Source organism: Streptomyces sp. NBC_00078 (assembly GCF_026343335.1).
Lineage (GTDB): Bacteria > Actinomycetota > Actinomycetes > Streptomycetales > Streptomycetaceae > Streptomyces.
Genome location: NZ_JAPELX010000001.1, coordinates 8,890,478 through 8,914,127 on the forward strand (window position 1 = coordinate 8,890,478; position 23,650 = coordinate 8,914,127).

At 70.9% G+C, this 23,650-nt stretch carries 16 protein-coding genes and 2 pseudogenes; 13 read left to right on the top strand and 5 right to left on the bottom strand.

Going from position 1 to position 23,650, the window contains the following annotated elements; translation table 11 throughout:
* The first annotated feature begins 11 nt into the window (after window positions 1–11).
* The 7 genes from OOK07_RS43900 (at window position 12) to hypE (ending at window position 6,341) form a co-directional block, all read left to right on the top strand.
* Window positions 12–116: a DUF6893 family small protein gene (locus OOK07_RS43900; RefSeq protein WP_405669917.1), complete on the top strand. Its 105-nt coding sequence runs from the start codon at window positions 12–14 to the stop codon at window positions 114–116.
* 143 nt (window positions 117–259) lie between these two features.
* Window positions 260–658 carry a hydrogenase maturation nickel metallochaperone HypA/HybF gene (locus tag OOK07_RS41340; RefSeq protein WP_266801713.1) on the top strand — a complete coding sequence of 133 codons (399 nt, stop codon included), beginning with the start codon at window positions 260–262 and terminating at the stop codon, window positions 656–658.
* Window positions 659–661: 3 nt separating this feature from the next.
* The gene (gene hypB / locus OOK07_RS41345) at window positions 662–1,414 is read left to right on the top strand and encodes a hydrogenase nickel incorporation protein HypB (RefSeq protein ID WP_266801714.1); all 753 of its coding nucleotides are present in this window, start codon (window positions 662–664) and stop codon (window positions 1,412–1,414) included.
* Window positions 1,411–3,804, top strand: coding sequence for a carbamoyltransferase HypF (hypF, locus tag OOK07_RS41350; RefSeq protein ID WP_266801715.1), 2,394 nt, complete (start codon window positions 1,411–1,413; stop codon window positions 3,802–3,804). Before hypB ends, hypF begins: the two co-directional genes overlap by 4 nt.
* A gap of 32 nt (window positions 3,805–3,836) precedes the next feature.
* Window positions 3,837–4,142, top strand: coding sequence for a HypC/HybG/HupF family hydrogenase formation chaperone (locus tag OOK07_RS41355; RefSeq protein ID WP_266801716.1), 306 nt, complete (start codon window positions 3,837–3,839; stop codon window positions 4,140–4,142).
* Window positions 4,142–5,269: a hydrogenase formation protein HypD gene (hypD, locus tag OOK07_RS41360; RefSeq protein ID WP_266801717.1), complete on the top strand. Its 1,128-nt coding sequence runs from the start codon at window positions 4,142–4,144 to the stop codon at window positions 5,267–5,269. The genes OOK07_RS41355 and hypD overlap by 1 nt, the downstream gene beginning before the upstream one ends.
* Complete coding sequence (gene hypE, locus OOK07_RS41365) at window positions 5,262–6,341, top strand: hydrogenase expression/formation protein HypE (RefSeq protein WP_323183030.1); 1,080 nt, start codon at window positions 5,262–5,264, stop codon at window positions 6,339–6,341. Before hypD ends, hypE begins: the two co-directional genes overlap by 8 nt.
* A 51-nt stretch (window positions 6,342–6,392) precedes the next feature.
* On the opposite strand, the gene OOK07_RS41370 is transcribed toward hypE, so the two are convergent.
* The gene (locus OOK07_RS41370) at window positions 6,393–6,779 is read right to left on the bottom strand and encodes a hypothetical protein (RefSeq protein WP_266801718.1); all 387 of its coding nucleotides are present in this window, start codon (window positions 6,777–6,779) and stop codon (window positions 6,393–6,395) included.
* A 589-nt stretch (window positions 6,780–7,368) separates the two neighbouring features.
* Here OOK07_RS41370 and OOK07_RS41375 point away from each other — a divergent pair.
* Entirely contained in the window at window positions 7,369–10,608 is a 3,240-nt protein-coding gene (locus tag OOK07_RS41375) for an ABC transporter permease (RefSeq protein WP_266801719.1), read from the top strand.
* A 35-nt stretch (window positions 10,609–10,643) separates the two neighbouring features.
* A complete protein-coding gene (locus OOK07_RS41380; protein ID WP_266801720.1) occupies window positions 10,644–13,478 on the top strand; it encodes a hypothetical protein in 2,835 nt (944 codons plus the stop codon).
* 39 nt (window positions 13,479–13,517) lie between these two features.
* On the opposite strand, the gene OOK07_RS41385 is transcribed toward OOK07_RS41380, so the two are convergent.
* Together OOK07_RS41385 and OOK07_RS41390 are read right to left on the bottom strand one after the other, a co-directional pair.
* Complete coding sequence (locus OOK07_RS41385; RefSeq protein ID WP_266801721.1) at window positions 13,518–14,483, bottom strand: ABC transporter ATP-binding protein; 966 nt, start codon at window positions 14,481–14,483, stop codon at window positions 13,518–13,520.
* A gap of 156 nt (window positions 14,484–14,639) precedes the next feature.
* Window positions 14,640–14,747 (bottom strand): annotated as a pseudogene (locus OOK07_RS41390) (ABC transporter ATP-binding protein); the annotation flags it as partial.
* A 136-nt stretch (window positions 14,748–14,883) separates the two neighbouring features.
* Here OOK07_RS41390 and OOK07_RS41395 point away from each other — a divergent pair.
* From OOK07_RS41395 to OOK07_RS43905, 3 genes and pseudogenes are all read left to right on the top strand, one after another.
* Window positions 14,884–15,435 carry a SigE family RNA polymerase sigma factor gene (locus tag OOK07_RS41395; protein WP_266801722.1) on the top strand — a complete coding sequence of 184 codons (552 nt, stop codon included), beginning with the start codon at window positions 14,884–14,886 and terminating at the stop codon, window positions 15,433–15,435.
* On the top strand, window positions 15,432–16,136 hold the full coding sequence (locus OOK07_RS41400) for a SecDF P1 head subdomain-containing protein (RefSeq protein ID WP_266801723.1): 705 nt from the start codon (window positions 15,432–15,434) through the stop codon (window positions 16,134–16,136). Before OOK07_RS41395 ends, OOK07_RS41400 begins: the two co-directional genes overlap by 4 nt.
* A gap of 591 nt (window positions 16,137–16,727) precedes the next feature.
* Window positions 16,728–17,012 (top strand): annotated as a pseudogene (locus tag OOK07_RS43905) (hypothetical protein); the annotation flags it as partial.
* 21 nt (window positions 17,013–17,033) lie between these two features.
* On the opposite strand, the gene OOK07_RS41405 reads toward OOK07_RS43905, so the two are convergent.
* Window positions 17,034–18,332 carry an MFS transporter gene (locus OOK07_RS41405; protein WP_266801724.1) on the bottom strand — a complete coding sequence of 433 codons (1,299 nt, stop codon included), beginning with the start codon at window positions 18,330–18,332 and terminating at the stop codon, window positions 17,034–17,036.
* A 116-nt stretch (window positions 18,333–18,448) separates the two neighbouring features.
* Window positions 18,449–20,785 carry an alpha-L-fucosidase gene (locus OOK07_RS41410; protein ID WP_266801725.1) on the bottom strand — a complete coding sequence of 779 codons (2,337 nt, stop codon included), beginning with the start codon at window positions 20,783–20,785 and terminating at the stop codon, window positions 18,449–18,451.
* Between the two features lie 447 nt (window positions 20,786–21,232).
* Between OOK07_RS41410 and OOK07_RS41415 the strand changes: the two genes are divergently transcribed.
* Window positions 21,233–22,672: an RICIN domain-containing protein gene (locus tag OOK07_RS41415; RefSeq protein ID WP_266801726.1), complete on the top strand. Its 1,440-nt coding sequence runs from the start codon at window positions 21,233–21,235 to the stop codon at window positions 22,670–22,672.
* Window positions 22,673–23,650 lie beyond the last annotated feature (978 nt).

A 23,650-nucleotide genomic window follows, 5' to 3' on the forward strand; every position in this document is an offset into this window, starting at 1 on the left:
GGAGAGACCGGATGAAGAAGATCGTCATCGGCGGAGCGGCCCTCGCCGCCTTGGTCGCCGTCGTCGCCGAAGTGCTTCCCGATGTGCGGCGCTACCTGCGGATCCGCCGAATGTGAACCCGGCCGGACACCGGTGTGCCGGGCGGTTGCGTCGAACGGCGTACCTGCCAGCCGGCGACGGCGTGCCGGGCCCGGCGACCCGGACCCACGCGCCTCTAATGAAGGCAGTCGGGAGGCAGGCTGCGGAAGGACGGACACCCATGCATGAGATGTCGGTCGCGCTGGCAGTCGTCGACCAGGTGGCCGAGGCCGCCACGCGGGCCGGAGGCGTCACGGCGGTGCGATCGGTACGGCTCCAGGTGGGCGAACTGGCCGGCGTCGTACCCGATGCGCTCGCCTTCTCCTTCGAACTGGCCTGTGCCGGAACCCTGCTGGAAGGCGCCGAACTGGTCACCGAAGCGGTGCCGGGCCGGGCCCGCTGCGCGCCCTGCGCACACGAATGGGCCGTCGGCATGCCGCCCCGGCTGACCTGCCCGGCGTGCGGCGCGACGCGTACCGACCTGCTCGCGGGCCGGGAACTGCAGATCGTCGATGTGCACTGGGAGGACGGCGGCCCTACCTACGCCCCCACCCGCGAACCGATCTCCGAGGAGCGCTGAACCATGTGTCGTGTCGTCGACCTGCGGCAGGCCGTACTCGCGAAGAACGACGCGAGCGCCCACGAACTGCGCGCTCACCTCGCGGCCCGCGGCACCGCGGTCGTCAACCTGCTGTCCAGCCCGGGCAGCGGCAAGACCGCGCTGCTGGAACGCGAACTGCTGCTGGCACGTGAGCGGTCCGTACCGGTCGCGGCCCTGAGCGCCGATCTCGCCACCGAGAACGACGCGGCGCGCCTGGCGCGTTCGGGCGTCCCGGTCAAGCAGGTACTCACCGACGGACTGTGTCATCTGGAGGCGGGGATGCTCGCCGGGCACCTGGACGGGTGGCTGCCCGAGGACACCCGGCTGCTGTTCGTGGAGAACGTCGGCAACCTGGTCTGCCCCGCCTCCTACGACCTGGGGGAGACACTGAGGATCACTCTCGCCTCCGTGACGGAGGGCGAGGACAAGCCGCTCAAGTACCCCACCGCGTTCGGCCTCGCCCACCTGGTCGTGGTCACCAAGACCGACATCGCTCAGGCCGTCGAGTTCGACGAGGCGGCGTTCCGCGCGAACGTGGAGCAGGTCAACCCGGGAGTCGAGGTGGTCCTGACCTCGGCGCGCCGGGGGCAGGGAGTCGGCGCGCTGCTCGACCGGGCGCTGGCCGCCGTGGACGGCGCCCCCGTCCACTCGCCGGTCATGGCCCGCCCGCACCACCACGCTCACACCCACGTGCAACCGGAGGTCACCGGCACGATGGCCCACACCCACTCGTGAGCGCTCCGCTGGCCCCGGCCGCCGCCGAGGACACTCCGCGACGCCGCCGGGTCACCGTCCGGGGAGTGGTACAGGGCGTGGGCTTCAGGCCCTACGTGTACGGCCTCGCCACCGAACTCGCCCTGGCCGGACACGTGACGAACACTCCGGAGGGTGTCGTCGTGGAGGTCGAGGGGACCGCCGCGGCCGTGGCCCGGTTCTGCGACCGGATCGCCGTCCAGGCACCCCCGCTGGCCCGCGTGGAGTCCGTCCACCACAGGGAGATGCCTCCGGCCGGCGGCACCGCGTTCACCATCCTCGCCTCCCGCGCCGGGGGACCGGCCCGCACCTTGGTGTCCCCGGACTCCGCCACCTGCGCCGACTGCCTCGCCGAGCTGTCCGACCCGGCGGACCGGCGATACCGCCACCCGTTCGTCAACTGCACCCACTGCGGACCGCGCTTCACGATCGTCACCGGCGTGCCGTACGACCGGGCCCACACCACCATGGCCGGCTTCGCGATGTGCCCCGACTGCGCCCGCGAGTACGCGGACCCGGCCGACCGCCGATTCCACGCGCAGCCGGTCGCCTGCCCGGCGTGCGGGCCGCGGCTGCGTCTTCTCGTCGCCGAGGAGGCAGGGCGCACAAGTGCCGACGGGGCGGAACCGGTCACCGCGGCTCGCGCGCTGCTGGCGCGGGGCGCGATCCTCGCCGTGAAGGGCCTGGGCGGCTACCACCTGGCCTGCGATGCCACCAACCGGGCGGCCGTCGGCCTCCTGCGACGCCGCAAGGCGCGCGGCGACAAGCCGTTCGCCGTCATGGCCAGGACCGCGGACGAGGTCCGGCACCTCGTCTCGCTGAGCGCCGAGGAGCGGAACCTGCTCGAAAGCCGAGCCAGGCCGGTCGTCCTGTTGAGGCGGCGTCCGCAGCCCTCGTACGCCCCCGGGGAACCGCGGCCGGCCGAGGCTGTCGCGCCCGGCAGCCCCGACCTCGGTGTGATGCTGCCGTACACGCCCGTGCACCATCTGCTGCTCGGCCTGCCGGGCGACCCGGACGGCCCCCGGCTGCTCGTCATGACCAGCGGCAACGTGTCCGGCGAGCCGATTGTCACCGACGACGCCGAGGCGCTGGAGCGGCTCGCGCACCTGGCGGACGCCTGGCTCACGAACGACCGGCCGATCCACGTCCCGTGCGACGACTCCGTGGTCCGCGTCTGCGACGGGGAACCGCTGGTGATCCGCCGCTCGCGTGGCTACGCCCCGCTGCCCGTCTCCCTCCCGCTGCCCGTGCGGCCGGCCCTCGCCGTCGGCGGAGACCTGAAGAACGCCTTCTGTCTGGGGGCGGGCCGCCGCGCCTGGCTGTCTGCGCACATCGGCGACATGGACGACGTGGGCACGCAGCGGGCCTTCGAGCGCGCGGCGGCGCAGCTGGAGTCCATCACGGGGGTGCGGCCCGAGACGCTGGTCTCCGACCGGCATCCCGGCTACCGCTCCGCCCGGTGGGCCGACCGGAACGCGGCACACCGGCCCGTCGTGCGCGTCCAGCACCATCACGCGCACGTCGCCGCCGCGATGGCCGAGCACGGCCTCGACGGCAGCCGGGCGGTGATCGGCGTCGCCTTCGACGGCACCGGCCACGGCGACGACGGAGCCGTGTGGGGCGGGGAGTTCCTGCTCGCGGACTACGACCACTTCACCCGGTTCGGGCACCTCGCGTACGTCCCGCTGCCCGGCGGGGACGCCGCGGTGCGCAGGCCCTACCGCATGGCACTGGCCCATCTGAGGGCGGCCGGGATCGGCTGGTCCGACGACCTCGCCTGTACGGCCGCCTGCCCGCCCGACGAACTCCGAATCCTCGACCGGCAGTTGGCGCGCGGTCTGAACTGTGTCCCCACATCCAGCATGGGCCGGCTCTTCGACGCAGTCTCCTCCCTCGCCGGAGTGTGCCACCGAGCCGGATACGAGGCCCAGGCCGCCGTCGAGCTGGAGGGCGCGGCTCTGCGTGCACCCGCCGATGACACCACCGCGTACGCCTTCGCCCTTCACACGTCGCAGGAGAACGGGGGCGGCGCCGTACGGGCCGATCCGGCACCCGTGCTCGCGGCGATCGTCGGCGACCTGCGCGCGCGCGTCGAGCCGGCCCTGGTCGCGGCCCGCTTCCACCGGAGCGTGACCGTCATGGTGCACCGGATCTGCGCGAGGGCGCGAGAGCGGCACAGGCTGGACACGGTTGCCCTGACCGGAGGCGTGTTCGCCAACACGCTGCTCGCCTCGGACTGTGCCGCCACCCTGCGCGAGGACGGCTTCACGGTCCTGCGACACCACCTGGTACCACCCAATGACGGCGGCCTGGCGCTGGGCCAGCTGATGGTGGCCGCCCGCGCCACCCCCACCCCCACCCCCACCGACTGAGCAGACGCGCGACCCACAGCGAGGAGAGGCTCATGTGCCTGGCGGTACCCGGCAGAGTGCTGGACATCGAGGAAAGGGACGGCACCCGTATGGCCACCGTCGACTTCGGCGGCGTGGTCAAGGAGGTGTGCCTGGAGTACCTGCCCGACCTGGAGGTGGGTGAGTACGCCATCGTCCACGTCGGGTTCGCCCTGCAACGGCTGGACGAGGAGTCGGCGCGGCAGACGCTCGAACTGTTCGCCGAACTCGGCCTGTTGCAGGAGGAGTTCGGCGACCCCTGGGAAACGGCGGCGGCCGCGGAGACGGGCCAGGAACCGGTGAAAGAGGTGCGCAAGTAGTGAAGTACATCGACGAGTTCCAGGACCCGGAGCTGGCCCGCCGGCTCCTCGACGACATCCACGCCACGGTGACCAGGCCATGGGCCCTCATGGAGGTGTGCGGAGGCCAGACGCACAGCATCATCCGCCACGGCATCGACCAACTCCTGCCGGATCAGGTCGAGTTGATTCACGGACCCGGCTGTCCGGTGTGTGTGACCCCGCTGGAGGTCATCGACAAGGCGCTGGAGATCGCCTCCCGGCCGGAGGTGATCTTCTGTTCCTTCGGGGACATGCTGCGCGTGCCGGGCACGGGACGGGACCTGTTCCAGGTCCGCGGGGAGGGCGGTGACGTGCGTGTCGTCTACTCCCCGCTTGACGCACTGCGGATCGCGCAGCAGAACCCCGACCGCCAGGTGGTGTTCTTCGGCATCGGCTTCGAGACGACCGCACCCCCCAACGCCATGACGGTCCATCAGGCCCGGAAGCTGGGCATCGAGAACTTCAGCATGCTGGTGTCCCACGTCCGCGTACCACCCGCCATCGAAGCGATCATGTCGTCGCCGAGCTGCCGTGTGCAGGGCTTCCTCGCGGCCGGGCACGTGTGCAGCGTGATGGGTGTGGGGGAGTACCCGGAACTGGCGGAACGCTTCCGCGTTCCGATCGTCGTGACGGGCTTCGAACCGCTGGACATCCTCGAAGGCGTGCGCCGGGCCGTCCGTCAGCTGGAACGCGGTGAGCACACCGTCGACAACGCCTACGCCCGTGCCGTCCGCCCGGAGGGCAATCCGGCCGCCCGGGCCATGCTGGAGGACGTCTTCGAGGTCACCGACCGTGCCTGGCGTGGCATCGGGGTGATCCCCGACAGCGGCTGGCGGCTTTCGTCGAAGTACCGCGACCACGACGCCGAGTACCGCTTCTCGGTCGACGGGATCCGGACGGCGGAACCCGCCGAGTGCCGCAGCGGAGAGGTCCTGCAGGGCCTGCTCAAGCCGCACGAGTGCGAGGCCTTCGGCACTCGGTGCACGCCGCGTACCCCCCTGGGGGCCACCATGGTCTCCAGCGAGGGAGCCTGCGCGGCCTACTACCTCTACCGGCGTCTGGACCTGCCCACCACCACGGCCCGGGAGGCGAGCCCCGTTGTCTGACACCACCGATCTCCCCGTCCCCACCCTGGACGTCGAAGCGTGGACGTGCCCGGCACCGGTACGCGACCGGCCCCGCGTCGTGATGGGACACGGCGGTGGTGGAGTCCTCTCCGCCGAACTGGTCCAGCAGATCTTCGCCCCGGCCTTCGGCGGCGAGGTGCTGTCGCAGATGGGCGACTCCGCCGTCCTCTCCCTGGGCGGGGCCCGGATGGCGTTCTCCACCGACTCGTACGTGGTGCGGCCGCTGTTCTTCCCCGGCGGCAGCATCGGCGAACTCGCGGTCAACGGCACCGTCAACGATCTCGCCATGAGCGGTGCCCGAGCCGCCTACCTCTCCTGCGGATTCATCCTCGAGGAGGGCGTCGAGCTGGACGTGGTCACGCGAGTGTCCGAGGCACTGGGTGCGGCTGCGCGCACCGCCGGTGTGGAGGTGGCCACCGGCGACACCAAGGTGGTGGAGGCCGGCCACGGCGACGGGATCTTCATCAACACGGCGGGCATCGGGGTCGTCCCGCCGGGCGTCGATCTGCGTCCTCAGCGGGTCGTCCCCGGTGACGTGGTGATCGTCAGCGGGGCCATCGGTGTGCACGGGGTGGCGGTCATGAGCGTGCGCGAGGGCCTGGAGTTCGGCGTGGAGATCAAGAGCGACTGTGCGGCGCTCGGCGGCCTGGTCGACGCCATGCTCGCCGTCACCCCGGATCTGCATGTACTGCGTGATCCCACCCGGGGCGGCCTGGCGGCCACGCTCAACGAGATCGCGGCGGCCTCCGGCACAGGGGTGGCCATCCGGGAACGCGAGGTCCCGGTGCCGCCCGCCGTGGCCAACGCCTGCGCCATTCTCGGACTGGACCCCATGTACATCGCCAACGAGGGCAAGCTGGTCGCCTTCGTCCCGCGCGAGCACGCCGACGCCGTTCTCGAGGCGATGCGGGCCCATCCTCTGGGCGCGGACTCCGTGATCATCGGAGAGGCCGTCGAGGCGCACCCCGGCATGGTCGTGGCCCGCACCGGCCTGGGGGGAACGCGGGTGATCGATCTGCCGATCGGGGAGCAGCTGCCGCGGATCTGCTGACGGGGGGCGCTGCGCGTCCCGGGACCGGTCGTCCAGGCACCGATCTGGCCGTTAACCCGGCCGGCGCCCGGACGGCGGGTCCTTGGGGTCCACGCCGGTCGTGGCAGAAGCGTCCTTGGTGCCGCTGGGGCGCTGGGAGCGCCCCTTGCGTCCGGTGTCGCGCCTGCCTTTCTCGTCCGCGTCGCCGTACTTCTCACCGCTTGCACCGCGGCTCTCGGCGGAGTCGCCCGGCACGGACTTGGTCTCCTCAGGAGACTTCGTCCGGCCCCGGCCTCTTTCGCCGGCCTGCTCAGTCGCATGGAAGGAGCGGCGAGCGCTCGGGTTGTCCTGCTGGCGCGTCTCATCCACATCGGGCGACCAGCCGTGCTGTCCTGTGCCCTGGTGACGGCTGGGACCCTCTCCCTGCGGTGGCTCGGACGAACGTGGTTTCTTCGACATGGCCGAGTCCGCCTTTTCATGGTCAGTGGGGGACGCCGGTCATGCGCACCCACGATAGGTGAATTATCCCTCATCCCGATATTTCGGGCGCGCTATGACTTTGGCCTGGGTGGTGCTCCGCAGGTGCTCGCCTCGTCCAGTAGGCGACGTGAGGACCGGGGGCCGGTACAGGGCACGCCGGACAGAAGGAAGCTCCGTGGCCTTCTTCTTGATGTCGACCGCTTCTCGATGTCGACCGCCCGGCTGGATGAAGCCGGGTGGGCGTCTGTTGTCAGCCACGACGCGCACACACCCCGCAAACGCAACCTGCGGAACAGTGAACGAACAAGTCAGCTGTCCCACGACCACGTCGCACATGCGACCCCGTCGCACAGGTTAAAGATCAAGCTGGAGATCAGTGATTCTTGTGTGGTCATGGGGTTGCCTGGTAGGACTGTGACGCGCCGTTACCGTCACATGTTCGATTCTGCGGGGGTTACATGTGGCCGCCACGGCCTTAACGTCTTCACCTCGGCGACGCCCGGGTGCCCCGCGTCCGCTCCGGCAGCGGCTTCCCACCGTTGTCAGGCGGGCCACTCGCCACGGGCTGGTGCTGGCCGCTGTCGCGGTGACCGTGCTGCTGTGTGCGACGGCGCTGGCCGCGCTCGCGGCGCTGGCCGGGAGTTCGGTGCAGGCCGGGGCCGAGCGGCGGCTGGCCGGCAACCTCGACGCGCAGGTGAATGTCAGCGCGTCCTTCCGGGCCGGGGGGATGGCCGCCGCCGACCGAGAGGTGCGGGCCGCCGCCGAGCGGGTGTTCGCCGGGGTGCCACAGCGGACCTACGTGGGGCTGCTGGGCGTGTCGCCGGTCTCGGTGACAGGGATCGGCGAGATGGCCGCCCCGCCGCGCGGTCCCGGAGCCGGCGGCCTGCACCCGGTCGCAGTGCAGGACGGGGGCAGGTTCGGGCAGTTGGTCGCCGGGCGGTGGCCCGCCGGCACGGCCGACGCGCCGGCCGGCGCGTTCACCTCACTCCCCGATGTCCGGGTCGCCACTGGGTCCACCGCCCCGGTCGACGCGGCGCTGCCTGACGCGCTGGCCAGGCGCCTGGGCGTCGGACCCGGTACCGGCCTTCAGGTGGAGGACGCCTTCGGGCGCGCCATGACCGTGCGGATCACCGGAGTCTTCCGGGCGAGAGGTGCCATCGGGTTCTGGCCTGCCATGGCCGGGGACCTGGCCCCGGGACAAACCGCTGACCAGGGCCTGCTGGTGGTGTCGGCGTCTGCTCTCAACGGCAGCGCTGTCCTGAACGGGCAGCTGACGGCCCACTGGAGCGTGCAGCCCGACTTCTCCCGTATCGACGCGGCCAGCCTCGCCGGGCTGCACGAACGGCTGCGCGCTTTCTCGGGCAGCGAGAGCCGGGTGTCGGTGTTCGGCGGGCGACCGCCGTCGCTGGACGACCTGACGGTGGTCTCCGGTCTGCCGGGCGCGGTCGACGACCTGACGGTGCCGATGGTGGCGGCCCGGTCCTCGCTCTACCTGCCGAGCGTGATGCTGGCAGCCTTGGCCCTGGCCACCCTGGTACTGGCAGCCCGTCAGTTGACGGTGCGCCGGCGCGACGAGCTGGCCCTCCAACGGGCCAGAGGCGCCGGCACCTTGCGGTTGCTGCGCGGTGCGACGGCCGAGTGGGCGCTCACCGGCGTCCCGGCCGCCGCCGCAGCACCCTTCCTTGCCGGACTGCTGCACCCCGGCAACCGGGGCTTCGGCGCGTGGGCGGCGGTGGGCCTGACCCTGCTGGTGCACGCCGCGGCGGTGCTGCTGCCCGTACTGCCGTCGGCGCGGACACGGTCGGCCCGCGGCGCACGAGCCGCCGCCGCGCAGCGGCTGGGCGCCGACCTGGCCCTGGCGGCCGTCGCCGCTCTGGGCTATCTGGAACTGCGGCGGCACCACTCACTCCTCGCCGGCCTGGGCACCGGCAGCGCGTCCGCGGACCCGGTGCTGGTCCTGGTGCCGGCCCTGGTGGCGGGCGCCGCCGCGCTCCTGCTGCTACGACTGCTGCCGCCGGCCTCCCTTCTGCTGGACGCGTTCGGCCGTCGCAGCCGGGGCCTCATCCGCGCGCTGGCCGGGTGGCAGCTGAGCCGGCGGGCTGCGCGCAACGCCGGGCCGGTGGTGCTGATGTGCCTGGCCGTGTCGGTGAGCGCCTTCGCGACCACCGCGCTGGCCTGCCTGGGCGCCCTGGCCTCCGAGGAGGCCGCCTTCACCGTCGGCGCGGACGTACGGATCTCCCCGTCCGAAGCGGGCACCTACCCCTCCTCCGCACTGGGCGCCGCCTACCGCACGCTGCCGGCGGTGACCGCCGTGACACCGGTGACACGATCGACGGTGAACCTGCCCGGCGGCACCACCGAAGACCTGGTCGGCGCGATCGGCGGACCCGCTCCCCGGACCCCGTCACCGGTCGTCTACGGGATACGGCTCCCCGGGCGTCCGACCGCGCTGCTCCTGGACGAGCGGCTGAGCAGCGACGGCAGCCGGGCGGCGCCGACCCTGGAACTGACCGTGCAGGACGCGTCCGGCCTCGTCAGCACGGTGACAACCCACCTGCCCGCCGCCGACGGAGCCAGGCACACCGTCGTCGTCCCACTCAAGGTGGCGCTGAGCGGCGGCCACCCGCGGGAGTATCCGCTGACGGTCACCGCCGTCAACCTCCTCCCGCAGCCGAACATGCGTCCCGCGCGGCTGGACCTGGCACTGATCCGGGTGGGCGCGCGCGGCACCGCGGACACCTGGGCCACCCGGCTGCCCGGTGGGCAACGCTGGGCCAACGGCACGGACCACGCTTCCGACTCCACCACGGGGGCGTGCCAAGGAAAGCCGACCGGCAGCTACGAACCCGGCACTCCCGGGGTGTGCTCCATCGCTCCCGGCGGCTCCGAAGTGCTCCGCACCACCGTCAGCACCGGAATCCGGGCCGCCCAGGCCGTCGACGACGCCCTGGGCGGCCCGTCCGACAGCGACTACGACACCCGGCCCGGCAGCCAGGTCCGACTCGTGGCGGGCCCGGCCGGCCGGCCCGCGCCGCTGCCGGTGCGCGCCGACTCCTCGGCGCTGCGCGACGCGCGCCTGGGCGTCGGCAGCACCACGACGCTGGATCTGGGCAGCGCCCGCGTCACCGCCAAGGTCGTGGGCCGGGTCGACGCGCTGCCCGGACTGGGCCGCGGACAGGGTCATCTGATCGCCGACCAGCGCCAGCTCGCTACTGCGATGACGCGAGCCGGTGCCGACCAGGAGGATCCCGCGTTCTGGTGGCTCAGCAGCACCGACAGCGCCCGCACGGCTGTCGCCGCCGAGGCGCAGCCCGCGCTGGGCCGCGTCACCACCACGGCGCGTACCGCCGCGTCCCTGCAGGCCGACCCGTTCCGCAGTGGGCTGCGCCGGGTGCTGGAACTGGTCCGGTATCTGGCCCCCGGTTTCGCGCTCATCGCCTTCACCGTGCACGCCGTGGTCTCCACCCGGCAGCGCCGCACGGAGTTCGCCCTGCTGCGGGCGATCGGCGTCCGTGCCGGAAGCCTGTCTGCGCTGCTGGCCGCCGAGCAACTGGGGCTGGCGCTGTTCGCGGTGGTCCCAGGGGCGCTGATGGGCATGGCCCTGGCGTCGGCCGTGCTGCCACTGGTCACCGTGGACGACAGCGGCCAGGCTCCCTATCCGCCGCTGCCGTTGGTCATCCCCTGGGGACCCGTGACGCTTTTCGCGGTGGCGACCGCTGTTGCCATCAGCGCGGTCGTGCTGGCACTGGCCCGGCTGCTGTCCCGAGTGGACCTGGTGCGTGTGCTGCGAGCCGGGGAGGACCGTTGAGCCGGGTGGACGGACACGACCGGGAAGGGCGGACGGTGACGCGACCCGTGGGCGCGGGCGCGGCGGTGACGCGGCGCCTGATACGCAAGGAGGCCCGCGGCGATCTGCCGCTGCTGGCCTGCCTGTCGGTGGTCGTCCTGACGCTGACGGCGCTCTGCGCGTGGGCGCCCGCTTTCGCGGGCGGCCAGGAGGACCGGGCGCTGCGGCAGCGTGTCGACGCCTCACAGGCCCAAGCCCCCCTGATCAGCCTGAGCACCACACCCGAGGTCTTCGACACCGTGCCGCCCGCCGTGGACGCGGCCGGTCTGCTCGACCCCGGCCGCACCCTCACCGAGCAGCTCAGCGGGTCCGCCGCGCGCCATCTGACCATCACCGGCGCCAGCTACGACTACGACCAGGCGGCCCTGATCTCACCGCAGCCGCCGGGGCCGGCGAACACGAGCACCGAGCTGACGGTCAGTCATCTGCCGGCCGCGCGGGCCCATCTGCACTACGTCAGCGGCCACGCACCGGCCGACCACACGCCGTTGGGCACGGCGCCCCAGATCGGGTTGTCGCAGGCCACGGCGCACGCGCTCGGCGTCCGGGCCGGCAGTCGGCTGAACCTTGAGTTCGCCAAGACGCTGGGGGTACAGAGCGCACCGCCACGCGCGGGGCTGCTGGTGAGCGGGGTCTACCGCACCACGGCCGCGACCGACGACTTCTGGTCGGGCCGCGAGACGCTGGACCAGCCGTCCCGGTACCCGGCCGAGCACTCCGCCGGCACCGTGCTCGCCGTCCGCGGTCTCGTCGGTCTCGACGCGGCCGAGCTGCTGGCCGGTGCCGGGGTTGGCGGCCCCCGGGTGACCTGGCAGCTGCGCGCCGACCTGTCCGGCGCGGCGCTCGACCAGGCCCGCGCACTGACCGGGCCGCTGTCGCACTACAGCGCGGACCTCAGCGCCGGCCTGTGCCAGGGAACCGACCCCGTCACCGGCGACGTCAGCTGCCATGTCGGCGGCCAGGCCACCGGGGCCCTGCTGGTGATCGACTCCCTGACGCCGCTGCTCGCCACCTTCACCGCTCAGGACCAACAGGCAAGGGAGCTGGCCACGTTCGCCATTGACGCGCTGGCCGCCGTCGCACTGGCAACGGTCACCGTCGCTGTCCGGCTCCTGCTGCGCCGGAGGCAGGCGCACCTGCGGTTGCAGCGCGCGCGGGGCGCGTCCACGGTGCGGCTGGTGCTGCTGCGCTGCGCCGTGGCCTGGCCGGTGGTAGTGATCGCCGCACTGCTCGGCTGGGCGGCCGGACGGACCCTCGCTCCCACCGAGACGTCCGGATCGCCGCAACCGGTGACCGCCGCCCTCGCCGCCTCGGGGGTTGCGCTGATGGTGCCGCTGATGACCTGGCTCGCGGTCCGCGAGCCACGCAGACCCGGCCGGCTGCGGCGCACACGCCGGAACATCGCCATGGGCCGGCGCGCGGTCCTGGAGCTGACGGTACTGGTCACGACGGCGGCGGGCGTGGTCGCCCTGCGCTCGCAGGGCCCCGACGGAATTCTCGGCGCGGTGCCGGTGCTGGTGGCGCTGTGCGTCGTACTCATCCTGCTTCGGATCTCCCCGCTCGCTCTGCGCCTGGTGCTGCGGCAGGCCCGGCGCGGCCGGGGCGTGGTGGGCTTCGTCGGGGCGGCCCGGGCCTCCCACGACGCCCCGGCGACCGGACTGGCCCTGTTCGTCCTGGTCCTGACCCTGGGCACGGCCGTGTTCGGCGGCCTCGTGCACCGTACGATCGACGACGGCCTGGCGGCGGGTGCGGCCTGGACCACCGGCGCCGACGCGAGCGCGACCGTGGCCGGGACCGTGACCCCCGCACCGGACACCCGCACCACCGGAACTCGAACCGCCCTCCAGCATGTGTACACCCTCGACCTGGCAGGACAGGCCGACGGCGCGGTGATCTCCCCGGTCGCCGTGATCACCGTGGATCCCCGGCAACTGGCCGCCGTCGCCCCGAGGTCGCCGCTGGCCGACACCCTGCTGGCCCGGCTGGCCACCCCCGCCGGCACCCGGATCGGCGCCCACGCTCAGCTGCCCTCCCTGCTCTCGCCCGGCCTGCGCGCGAGAGAGCGCACCGGTGGCTTCACCGGCACGGTTGTGCCCGAAGGGCAGCGCCCGAGGGACCTGGTCTTCGAACCGGTCGGCACCCTCACCACCGCGGAACTGCGCGACCCGCTCCTCGGGCCGGTCACGGCACAGATCGCCGCCGGGGCACCGATGCTGATCACCACCGTCCAGGCCGCGCAGCTGATGCCCCCGCAGTCCTCGGGAAGCACCGTCCTGCTCCTCAGAGGCGACACTCCCGCAACCGCCGAACCCGCCGCACTGCGGTCGGCAGCGGCCAAGGCGCTCGGGCCACTGGGCCGCATCCGCGTCCGCTCCGAGACGCTGAGGGCTCTGCGCACCGACGGCCTGACGCAGGGACTCGGCACGATCTACACCACCAGCTCCATCGTGGCCGCCCTGTCAGGCCTGCTCGCGCTCGTCCTGGAACTGACCCTCACCTCCCACGAGCGCAGCCGCACCACCTCGTTCCTGCGCACACTCGGACTCGGCGGCACAGAAGCCGTCACCCTTCACTTCCTGCAACTGCTGCCACTGGCGCTCGCATCAGCGGTGGGTGGCACCCTGCTCGGGCTGCTCGAACCGCGGCTCATGGCGCGGACACTGGACCTGCGGCAGTTCACCGGCGGGCCCACCCAACCGGCGCTGCACACCGACTACTCACTGACCGTCGCCCTCGTCGCCGGTGTGACCGCACTGATCCTGGCCGCCGCGGTCACCGAAGCCGTCCTCGCCCGCCGGCGCGGGCTGGGAGCCGTACTGCGCCTCGCATGAAGCCCCGACGCCCCCTCTCACCGCCGGACCAAGGCGCGCTCAGCCTTCGGAGCCACCGCTCGCCACGTCCTGTGCCTCGGATCGTGCCCGGCGCGCGGCCTCGTCGGGCCACACACCGACGTGGTCACTCTCCAGGACCAGCCGCACCCGCTTACGCAGGTGCAGACGCTCGGTGAACTCGCCCGGCAGCTGCAGCCGCCCGCTGCGGTCCAGGACCGCGTACTCCTCAGCGGTGTGCACCTCGACGCCGTCGTCGCCGGTGGCGCCCCGGCGCAGCACCTCGGCCGAGGTGCGGCCGTCGCGGATCCGTACGGTGCGCTGCACCTGCTCGGACACCAGCGCGTCGTGGGTGACCACGATCACCGTGACGCCCAGGTCCTCGTTGGCCCGGCGCAGCGCGGCGAAGACCTCGTCGCTGGTGGCGGTGTCGAGTTCGCCGGTGGGCTCGTCGGCGAAGAGCACGCGCGGCTCGTTCGCGTTGGCGACGGCGATGGCGACCCTTTGCTGCTCGCCGCCGGAGAGCGTGTCGGGGGTACGGTCCCGGCAGTGGCCGACGGACAGAAGGTCGAGTAGTTCCTCTGCCCGCGCCCGGCGCCGGGAGCGCTTGATCCCGGTGTACGTCATCGGAAGCATCACGTTCTCGGCCGCCGAGAGGTAGGGCAGCAGATTGCGGGAGGTCTGCTGCCAGACGAAGCCCACCGTGCGGCGCCGGTAGCCGAGCCGCTCGCGGCGCTTCATCGCCAGCAGGTCGTGTCCGGCGACCTCGGCGCCACCCGCGGAGGGCACGTCCTGGCCGGAGAGTATGCCCAGCAGGGTGGACTTGCCGGAACCGGAGGCCCCGACCACCGCGATCATCTCGCCCTCGGCCACGGTCAGGTCGAGGCCCTGGAGAGCCTGAACTTCGACCCCCTCGGTCTGGTAGATCCGCACCAGGTTCTCGCAGACGACCAGCCCCGCCTCGCGTTGCGGGCCGGCGGCTGCGGCCCGTCGGCGCAGCTCGTCCAAGTCCGGTGCCCCGGACGGTTGTTCGTGAACTGGCACACGGTCCCCCGAGAAGGTGAAGCCTGCGGACAACGCTGTCAGACAGTCGCCAGGGTAATGCGGAAGTCCGTACGAGGAGCGGGATCCGCCAGGTCGGCGGCCGCACGCCGATCAGTGGGCGAGACCAGCCAGGCCGGTGCCGTCCACGCTGATGTGCCCACCGTCCGGAGTGTCGAGGCCGCCAATCAGGTTGAGCACGGCGGTCTTGCCGGAGCCGCCGGAACGGCCTGTCGCAGTCGCCGGGCGCACGCCCCCGGACGCTCCCTACGAAGAGCCTTCGGCGACGTGACCGAAAAATTCTGCTGGACAGGGCAGTCGAATCCCCTTCCCCACCCGTCTTTACGGGGGAACCAGGGAGGGCATATTGAACGCCGACGAGGAACGCCAGTTCCGCGAGTTCGTGGCGGCGCGGTCGAGATCGCTGCTGCACACGGCATATTTGCTGACCGGGGACTGGGAGCAGGGCCGGGACCTGCTCCAGACCGCGCTTGCCTCAACCGCTCGGCGTTGGTCGAAGCTGCGCGACCGGGAGCAGCCGGAGATCTATGTGCGCCGGGCGCTCTACCACGCCCAGGTGGACCGCTTCCGGCTCCTCAGCTGGGGGCGGGAGACCGTCACGGACATGCCGCCGGACAAGCCGTCCGGGCAGGGCGCCGACTGGGCCGACGCCGTGGTCCAGCGGCAGGACATCATGGCCGCGCTGCGGCGGCTGCCCAAGCGTCAGCGTGCGGTGATCGTGCTGCGTTACTTCGAGGACCGGCCGGACAACGAGATCGCCTCGATCCTGGGCGTCGCCCAGGGGACGGTTCGCAGCCAGACCCACAAGGCCCTCGCCTCGCTCCGCACCACCCTGGCCGGGGCAGGGCCGGCGGCCTCTTCCTCCACCGCCTCCTCCGGAAGGGGCCTCATCGCATGAACGACTCGACCGAACACCCCCTGCACGACACGTTGCTGCACGATGCCTTGCACGGCCATGTCCTGGAGAGCGGGGATGACGCCGGTGCCCAACTGGTCGGCCTGGCCGACGGCGCGTTGCGGGTCGCCCGGCGGCGGCAGCGGCTGGCCCGCGTGGGGGCCGGTGTCGTCACCGCCGCCGTGGTGGCCACCGCCTGGATGGCTGTCGCGGACGGCGCGACCTCGAGACCACACGTGGTGCAGCCCGCCGCAGGGGGCCACACGGGGAAGGCGGCTCCGGTCTCTCTCCTGCCGGTCTCCTCGGCAACGGAGCACGCATGCACCGATGCCAGCGGCGGCTACACCCTGCACGCGACCGCGACCCTACCGGCGATGTGCGTCCAGACCGACCGGGCCAGGGGCATGACCGACGTCCGTGTCATCTCCGCGAAGGCCGAGAAGAGCACCGTCGACGGCACCTGGCAGGTCATTGCGACCCTCAGCCCCGCCGACCGAACCCGTTTCGCCTCCCTCACCGGCTCCATCGCGTCGGCCCCGGCCCCGCGCAACGAATTCGCCATCGTCATCGACAACAAGCTCTGGGGCACCCCCTACGTGAGGGGCTCGATCACCGGCGGTCGTTTCGAGATCGTCAGGAGCTACATCGGAGACCTCACCAGCGCTACCGCCCACGACCTGGCCCAACGGCTGGATCCCGGGTGAGCAGTCGACTCCTGCTACGGCGTTGACACACCAGTACGGAGAAGCCGGGGGAGCACTGCGAGTTCTGGTGGCGCGCCGATGGTGAGGTACCCCCTTGCCGGTCTGGACAACAAGGGCGCTCCGCTCCCGCGCAGACGGCACAGCCGCCACCGAGAGCCCGATCACCATCGCCGCCTGCGCCGCGGCGCCTGCCCTGATTCGCGTACGGGCGTTCGCCAAGCTGTCTTCTTGATGTACGGAGTTCCACGTTCCTGGCCGGGCTGCCCGGTGCGGCGGACGCCCTGGGACTGGCCGAGGTGCTCGCGGCGGCACAGCTGAAACTGGTTGCGGCGCTGCCGGCCCCACTGCGGGACCGAGCAGATCGGATCCGAGAGCGTCCCACCTCGAAGCTCTCGGCTGGTACCGGGAACAGGGCTCCTCACCCGCTCTCGTAGGGCTCGTCATTGCCGTGTGGCCCAGCGGCGAATTCAGGTGCCATACCGCCGCTGGGCCGAGCCGCAGGAGGTCGAGCGCGAACTCGACCCCTACGACCTGTCCTCAAGGCGGGCGTTGGTATCTCGTCGCAGCAGTGGACGGCGCGGTGCGGAACCCATGGGGTGTCGTCGATCCTCAGCCTGGCCGTCGGGGAGGACGGCTTCGAGCGCCCCGACGGCTTCGACTGACCGCCCACTGCTGGACTACCTCACCGCTGGACTACCTCACCGCCTACGACGCCCGCAGGCTGCGGCTTCAGGCCGGCCTCCGGATTGCTCCGGCACTTCTCACGGCACTGCCGGACCGCTGGACGCGGCACTGGTCCGCGCCGTCGAAGCCTCGGTAGGCCCTCCGTGCGGCGACGGCTGGGTGACGGCGAAGGTACCGCTGGAATCGGTCGACCTGGCGGTGCCCGTACTGCTGTCACTGGGGCCGGGCATCGAGGTGCTCGCCCCCCGGGGAGCTACGCTGCAAGATCGCGGAGACGGCTGCGGCCGTGCTCGACCGATACCGGCCAGCGGACACATCAGGCCCGGCGGGGGGCGGCGGCCTCAGCAGCAGTCCGGCGGACAGGGTCGTCAGCAGCGCAAGGGTGGCAAGGAGTGCAAAGCCGTAGCGCGTGTGACTGTGGTCGGTGACCATCGCGACCAGGAACATCACCCCGACCGTGGCCGCCAGCCCGCCACCATTCGCCAGCCCGAAGGCCCTGCCCACCGAGGCTTCGTCGGCCGAGGCCATCAGCATGGTGCGGGAGGCGATCCGGGCCTGCCCGAAGAAGAACGCACCCAGTGGCACCCCGACGACGTATCCGGCGATCCCGAACTGGCTCTGCAGCACCAGGCAGACATCGCAGAGCAGAAAGCCAACGACGGCGATGCGAAGGTCCGCACTGCGTCTGCTGACGATCCGGTAGGCACCGGCGGCCCCCAGGAAACCGAGGCACCCGAGGGCGTCCACGGCACCGAACGTCCCTGCGCCCAAGTGGAGTTCACCGATCACGGCGGTGGGCAGCAGAGCGTTGAAGACCGTGACGACCACGCTCCCCTGGGCGTAGAGCAGGATGAAGCGGCGCATCCGCAGCGGCCCACGCGTAGCCGCCCGGGCAGGCGGCTGCTCCCAGGCGACGGTGGCCGTCGGCATCCGGTCCGGGCGACGTCCCACCGCAGCGACGCAGAGCGCCGAGACCATGAAAGTTCCGGCGTTGAACACCAGCAGCGGCACGGCACCGAACGTCTGGACGCACAGGCCGCCGATAGCCGCCGACAGCAGCATCCCTGCCTGGGTCCCCATCTCGTAGCGGGCGTTGAACCGCCGCAGCCTGTCCGCCGGAATGCGTTCCTTGATCAGCGCGGAGCTGGCCGGGAAGAACAGGGCACCGACCACGGCGAGCGCCATATTGGCGCTGTAGATTCCGGATCCCGGGGCACCACCGCGGGCCAGCCACAGCGGTAGCCCGAGGGCCGGCGCCGCGCTGGTGACATCGCAGCCGATCCACAGGGCTCGCCGGTCGAAGCGGTCGGCCAGCCGGCCGAAGAACGGCGACAGCAGCGCCTGTGGCCCGGCGACGGCGATGAACAGCCAGCCGACAGCCATCATGGTCCGCTGCTCCCTGATCATGAGCAGCGCCCCGACGATGAGCTGGACATTGTTGCCGAGAGCGGTGGCGAAAGCAGCGGGCACAAGCAGCCGCTCGGCGCGGCGGGCGTGGTGGCTGAGGATCATGGCACCACTATCCAGAGGTTCACTGACATCCTGTGTCAGTGAACCTCTGGATAACAGGCTCCCGTTGGGGGACGTCATCTTCACGTGGCGCCGAAGGTGCCCCGCCGGGCGGCCGGTCAGAGACTGACGATCTGCCAGTCCTGGTTGGCACCGCCGGCGATGGGCCATTGGATGATGTCGGCGTGGTCGGCGGTCGATCCGCTGTCTACGTCGGCGCACCATCCGGTGTGGACGTTGACGAGCCGGTAGTAGCCACTGGTGGTGGAGGGGACCAGTTTCCACCACTGCGCGTTGTCACCGTTGTCGATTCCCTGGGTCAGGGTTGCGCCCTGGGTGGAGTTGGGGCTCTGCAGGAGCTTGCCGCTCTTGACGTTGGACAGCCGGAAGGAGCCGTCGGCGTTCGGCAGGAGCTTCCACTGCTGGTTGGTCCCGCCGCCATAGGGCCACTGGATGAGCGGGGCGCCGTCGGCGGTGGAGGCGTCGGCGACGTCCAGCGCCTTGCCGCTGTTGCGGTTGATGAGCTTGTGCGTGCCCAGGTCCGCGGTGAAGGGCCGGTCGTAGACCTCTAGGTTGCGGATGGACGCGTATGTGGCGGAAGGCAGACCGGTGACGGTGACGCGGACGTAGCGTGCCTGCGTCCGGAACACCACCGTCTGGATCTGGCTGGTGCTGGTGGTGGCAGTGTTGTCGGCGAGCATGGTCCAAGTGCTGTTGTCGGTGGAACCCTCGATCTTGTAACGGTAGTTCCGTCCGTCCAACTCCCAGGCGATACGGGTGCCGGTCAGCGAGCGGGTGGAGCCGAGGTCGACCTTGAGCCAGTGGCCGGTCTGGCCGTCGTTGGCGCACCAGCGGGTGGCGGTGGAGCCGTCGAGGGCCTTGGCGGCGGTGTTGCCCTTGGAGGTCTCCTCGCTGTCCGCCGTCGCCGTCTTGCCGGCGGTGATGTCGGCCGGCTGCACGGAGCGGTCCAGGGTGATGCCGACGACGCTGTCCTGGGGGTGGGTGGTGCGGTCGATGCCGTTGATCGTGACCCGGCCGTCGCTCGCCACCGAGTAGGTCAGGCCGGCCCCGGAGCGTACGTCGAAGACGCGGGCGACCTGGGCGTCGCCGATGGGGAGGGTGGTGAAGGTGGTGCCGCTGTAGCCGGGCAGCAGGTGGACGTAGAAGGTGTTGTCCTTGTAGGTGAAGCCGTACTGGCCGTCGACCGGGTTCCAGGGGCCGCCGCGGGTGCCGTAGATCGACTGGCCGCAGGCGGTCATGAAGGTGCCGATCTGGCGCAGCAGGCTCGCCTGGCCCGAAGGCACGGTGCCGTGCCGGTCGGGGCCGACGTTGACCATCGCGGTCATGTTCCGGATCCAGCAGTTGACCAGGATGTTCATGGCGGTGCCGTAGGCCATGCTAGGGGAGTTGGTGTATCCCCAGGCGCCGCCGACGGTGAACACCTTCTCGACGAGTCGGCCCGTACGGATCGCCCCGCTCGGGACCGAGGGGCCTTCGTCGCTCTCGTAGTCGCCCTTCCAGCCGGAGCGTGAGGTGGCGACGATGTCGGGCTGGTGCTTGCGGACCATGCCCATGAGTCCGAGCGGCTTGCCGGACGCGTCGGTCTCGCCGTATGCGGCGTCCACCGGCCACTGGTTGGCCGTGTCGCGGTACTGGCCGGATTCCCAGAAGAACGCGCCGTCCGCGTCCGTGCCCTTCTCCGCGATCCAGCCGCCGTCCCACCACAGGTCGTCGATGACGCCGTACTGGGTGACGAGTTCCTTGATGGACTCGTACACCTCCGTTTTCATGATCCGCGCGTTCTCCTTGTGCGCGGGATCGGTGGTGTAACCCCAGGGGTTGGACGCGCAGTTGGTGCCGGTGACGTCGTAGTAGCCGGGGTAGCGCCAGTCGATCGGCGAGTAATACAGGCCCACCTTCAGTCCGGCCGCCCGTACCGCCGACACGTAGTCCTTGACGAAGTCACGGCTGAGCGGCGCCTGCCCCGAGCTCCAGGCGTTGGGGTGGTTGAGCGGCCACAGTGCGAAGCCGTCGTGGTGACGGGTGGTCAGAGTCGTGTACTTCGCGCCGAAGTCCTTCGCCAACTGCGCCCACGCTGCGGGGTCGTACGCGTCCGCAGTGAACTGCTCACTCGTGGCGTCGGTGACGTACTTCTTGTAGTTCTCCGGCGTAACAGGCCCGTTGTGCATCCACCACTCACCCCTGGCCGGGCCCGCGTACGGCCCCCAGTGGATGAACATGCCCAGCTTGGCGTCCATCAGCCACTGGATCTTGGAGTCCGGCTGCTGCTCGAGACCCAGGTCGACCTGGGGGATCCGCAGCGGAGGCAGCGGCAGGGGGGTGGGGGCAGTCGCCGCGTACGCGGGCGTCGCCAGTGCGGCGGAGCCGACCGTGGCGGCCACCGTCATGGCCGCCATTCCGGCGAGAACTGATCTGCGGGAGATGGATTCCGGCACCGTGATGTCCTGTTCGTTTCGTCCGAACCCCGCCCGGTATCGGCGACTGTGGGCAAGGGGGAGGGGCAGCGCGGCTCAGGTAGTGGGACCCGGCCCGTAAGAGTCTCGGACCAATGGCTCACTGCACTGATACATCGGATGGATTAACGAACATGAACGATGCCTCTGTCCAGCCCTGTGACACAATTCTTTGCAGGAGGCGGACAAACTGTCCGAGCGGACTCTGGTCGCTGGCTCGGACATTGGATGTATCGAGGTGTTGACGTGGTTCCTGCCGCGCCCCTACCGTGCTCCATCGGAATCGCACAGCTTCTTACATTTCCCCAAGTTCCCCTGAGCGTGGATGCCTTGGGGGCCTTCAGCGGCCTGGACGGGCCGATCGCCCTCTTCCGTGACCTCGCGCATCCCCCCGAGTGTCCGTTCGCCAAACGAAAGGTGCGGAACCCGATGCCCCGTCGTGCCTGCCTGCTTCTGTTGTCCCTACTTCTGGGGGTGGTCGGACTGCTGTCCGCCGGCGCGCCCGCGCAGGCCGCCCCGCTCACCGTGACCAACGGAATCCAGTTCACCGACACCACCGGAGCCGTCGTGCACGCCCACGGCGGTGGCGTGATCAAGGTCGGCGCGTACTACTACTGGTTCGGCGAGAACCGGAATCCGGACAACAGCTTCAAGGCGGTCTCGGCGTACCGGTCGACGGACCTCAAGACCTGGGAGTTCCGCAACAACGTCCTCACCCAGAGCAGCGCTCCCGAGCTGGCAGCCGCGAACATCGAGCGGCCGAAGGTGATCTACAACAGCACCACCGGCAAGTTCGTGATGTGGATGCACAAGGAGACCAGCACCGACTACACCCAGGCCCGGGCCGCGGTCGCGGTCTCCAGCACGGTCGACGGCACCTACACCTACCAGGGGAGCTTCCGGCCGCTCGGTGAAATGTCCCGGGACGACACCCTGTTCAAGGACGACGACGGCACGGCCTACTTCATCTCGGCCGCGAACAACAACGCCGACCTCCACATCTACAAGCTGAGCGCCGACTACACCGGCATCGACAGCCTGGTCGCCAACCCGTGGCCCGGTGCCTACCGCGAGGCGCCGGCGCTTTTCAAGCGGGGCGGCGTCTACTTCATGCTGAGCTCCACCACCAGCGGCTGGAACCCCAACCAGCAGCGCTACGCCACCGCCACCAGCCTCACCGGTCCCTGGACGGCCATGGCGGACGTCGGTGACGCGACGGCCTACGGTTCCCAGACCACCTACGTCCTCCCCGTCCAGGGCACTGCGGGCACTTCGTACCTGTACATGGGCGACCGCTGGGGCAACTCGATGGGCGGCACGGTCAACGACTCGCAGTACGTCTGGCTGCCTCTGACCTTCCCCACCAGCCGGACCATGGACCTACCCTGGTACCCGCAGGTCGCCATCGACACAGCCGCCGGCACGGTCACCGGCGTGGGCGGCGGGCCGTACTACAACCTGGTCGCACGGCACAGCGGTCGTTGTGTCGACGTCGCGGACAACGCCGCCGCCGACAGCCATGACGTGGTGCAGTGGGACTGCAACGGCGGCCTCAACCAGCAGTGGCGGCTGAAGGACGCCGGCGGCGGTTACGTCCAGGTCATCGCCGAGCACAGCGGCAAGTGCCTGGACGTCGCGAACGCCTCCACCGCGGACGGCGCCTCGGTGCAGCAGTACCACTGCACCACCGGCACCAACCAGCAGTGGCTCCTGCAGGACCAGGGCAACGGCTACTCCCACCTCGTCGCCCGGCACAGCGGCGAGTGCCTGGACGTGGAGAACGGCTCCACCGCCAACGGAGCCCGCCTCATCCAGTGGCCCTGTGGCACCGGCACCAACCAGCAGTTCCAGCAGCGCACTGCTTCTTAAGCTGCTGAGTCTCCTCACGGAACCCTGTGAACAGCTCGTTGCATGAGGAGACTGAAGCATGGAGTCACGGTCCGAACTTCGTTCGGCATCTCGACAGTTGGGCGGTCTCCACGGCCGCCGAGCTACAGGACGCCACCCTCCAGGTCGGCTACTGAGCGATCCCCGGCAGCCGTACGGCGGGGCTGCGGCGGCGCGGACCGGCCACAACCCCGCCGTGCGGGACGCCGGACGTCGCTCCAGACCGGCCGACTTCAGCCAGGACTTGGTCACGTCGAGCGGGTCCTTGTTCTCAGCTGGCCCGGGAGTCCAGGTCCGGGCAGCCTTCCGCACCGGAACGTCGCGCGTACCCGAGTGATCTGTCCGATGCCCGCTCGGAGTTGATCGAGCCGGTGCTGCCGCCTGGCGCTTCGAACGCCGGGGCCGGGCTGTGGACTTCGGCCGGTCACCTCGGCACGGCCTGCGCTGAAGTGGGCCGGGAGGGTATGCGCTGCCGGCAACTGGCCGTCGTGCTGGGCTTGGAGGTGGTCCCGGCGAAGGCCGAGGGACTGCGATCGAAAGCGAAACGCCTGGAGGGGCGAGGGTGGGCACTCCATGTGCGGCCGAGAGTGTTGGGTTCGGGTCCCCTCGGCCCGGAAGCCTCAGGTGCGGTCTTCGGCAGCCGTCAACCCGTATGCAAGGCCTTGTGATTCGGGGACTCGCGCACGGGTTCCCGTAGCAAGGCATCCAAAAATCTCGAAACCCCAGCGCCTTCCCCTGCGGTGATGCAGGGCCCGGCCGGCAGCCCAGTGCAGTCAAGTCCGGCCGGTGCGCCGCAGTCGTGCGGACTTGCGCTTCAACCATGCGAGGGCGATGCGGAAGGTTCCCGCATGCGGGCAACTCTCCACTGACCCTCTGCTCAATCATCGGATCCATTTGGCATGGCAGTCCCGGAGAGGCTGTCAAGAATCCAGTTCGTTCGACGTCTTCCTTTTAAGCCCC

Bases quoted from the DNA above. Each gene is read 5' to 3' on its own strand.
- OOK07_RS41340 (WP_266801713.1), top strand. From the start codon at position 260: ATGCATGAGATGTCGGTCGCGCTGGCAGTCGTCGACCAGGTGGCCGAG.
- OOK07_RS41405 (WP_266801724.1), bottom strand. From the start codon at position 18,332: ATGATCCTCAGCCACCACGCCCGCCGCGCCGAGCGGCTGCTTGTGCCC.
- OOK07_RS43900 (WP_405669917.1), top strand. From the start codon at position 12: ATGAAGAAGATCGTCATCGGCGGAGCGGCCCTCGCCGCCTTGGTCGCC.
- OOK07_RS41400 (WP_266801723.1), top strand. From the start codon at position 15,432: ATGAACGACTCGACCGAACACCCCCTGCACGACACGTTGCTGCACGAT.
- OOK07_RS41415 (WP_266801726.1), top strand. From the start codon at position 21,233: ATGCCCCGTCGTGCCTGCCTGCTTCTGTTGTCCCTACTTCTGGGGGTG.
- hypB (WP_266801714.1), top strand. From the start codon at position 662: ATGTGTCGTGTCGTCGACCTGCGGCAGGCCGTACTCGCGAAGAACGAC.
- OOK07_RS41370 (WP_266801718.1), bottom strand. From the start codon at position 6,779: ATGTCGAAGAAACCACGTTCGTCCGAGCCACCGCAGGGAGAGGGTCCC.
- OOK07_RS41355 (WP_266801716.1), top strand. From the start codon at position 3,837: ATGTGCCTGGCGGTACCCGGCAGAGTGCTGGACATCGAGGAAAGGGAC.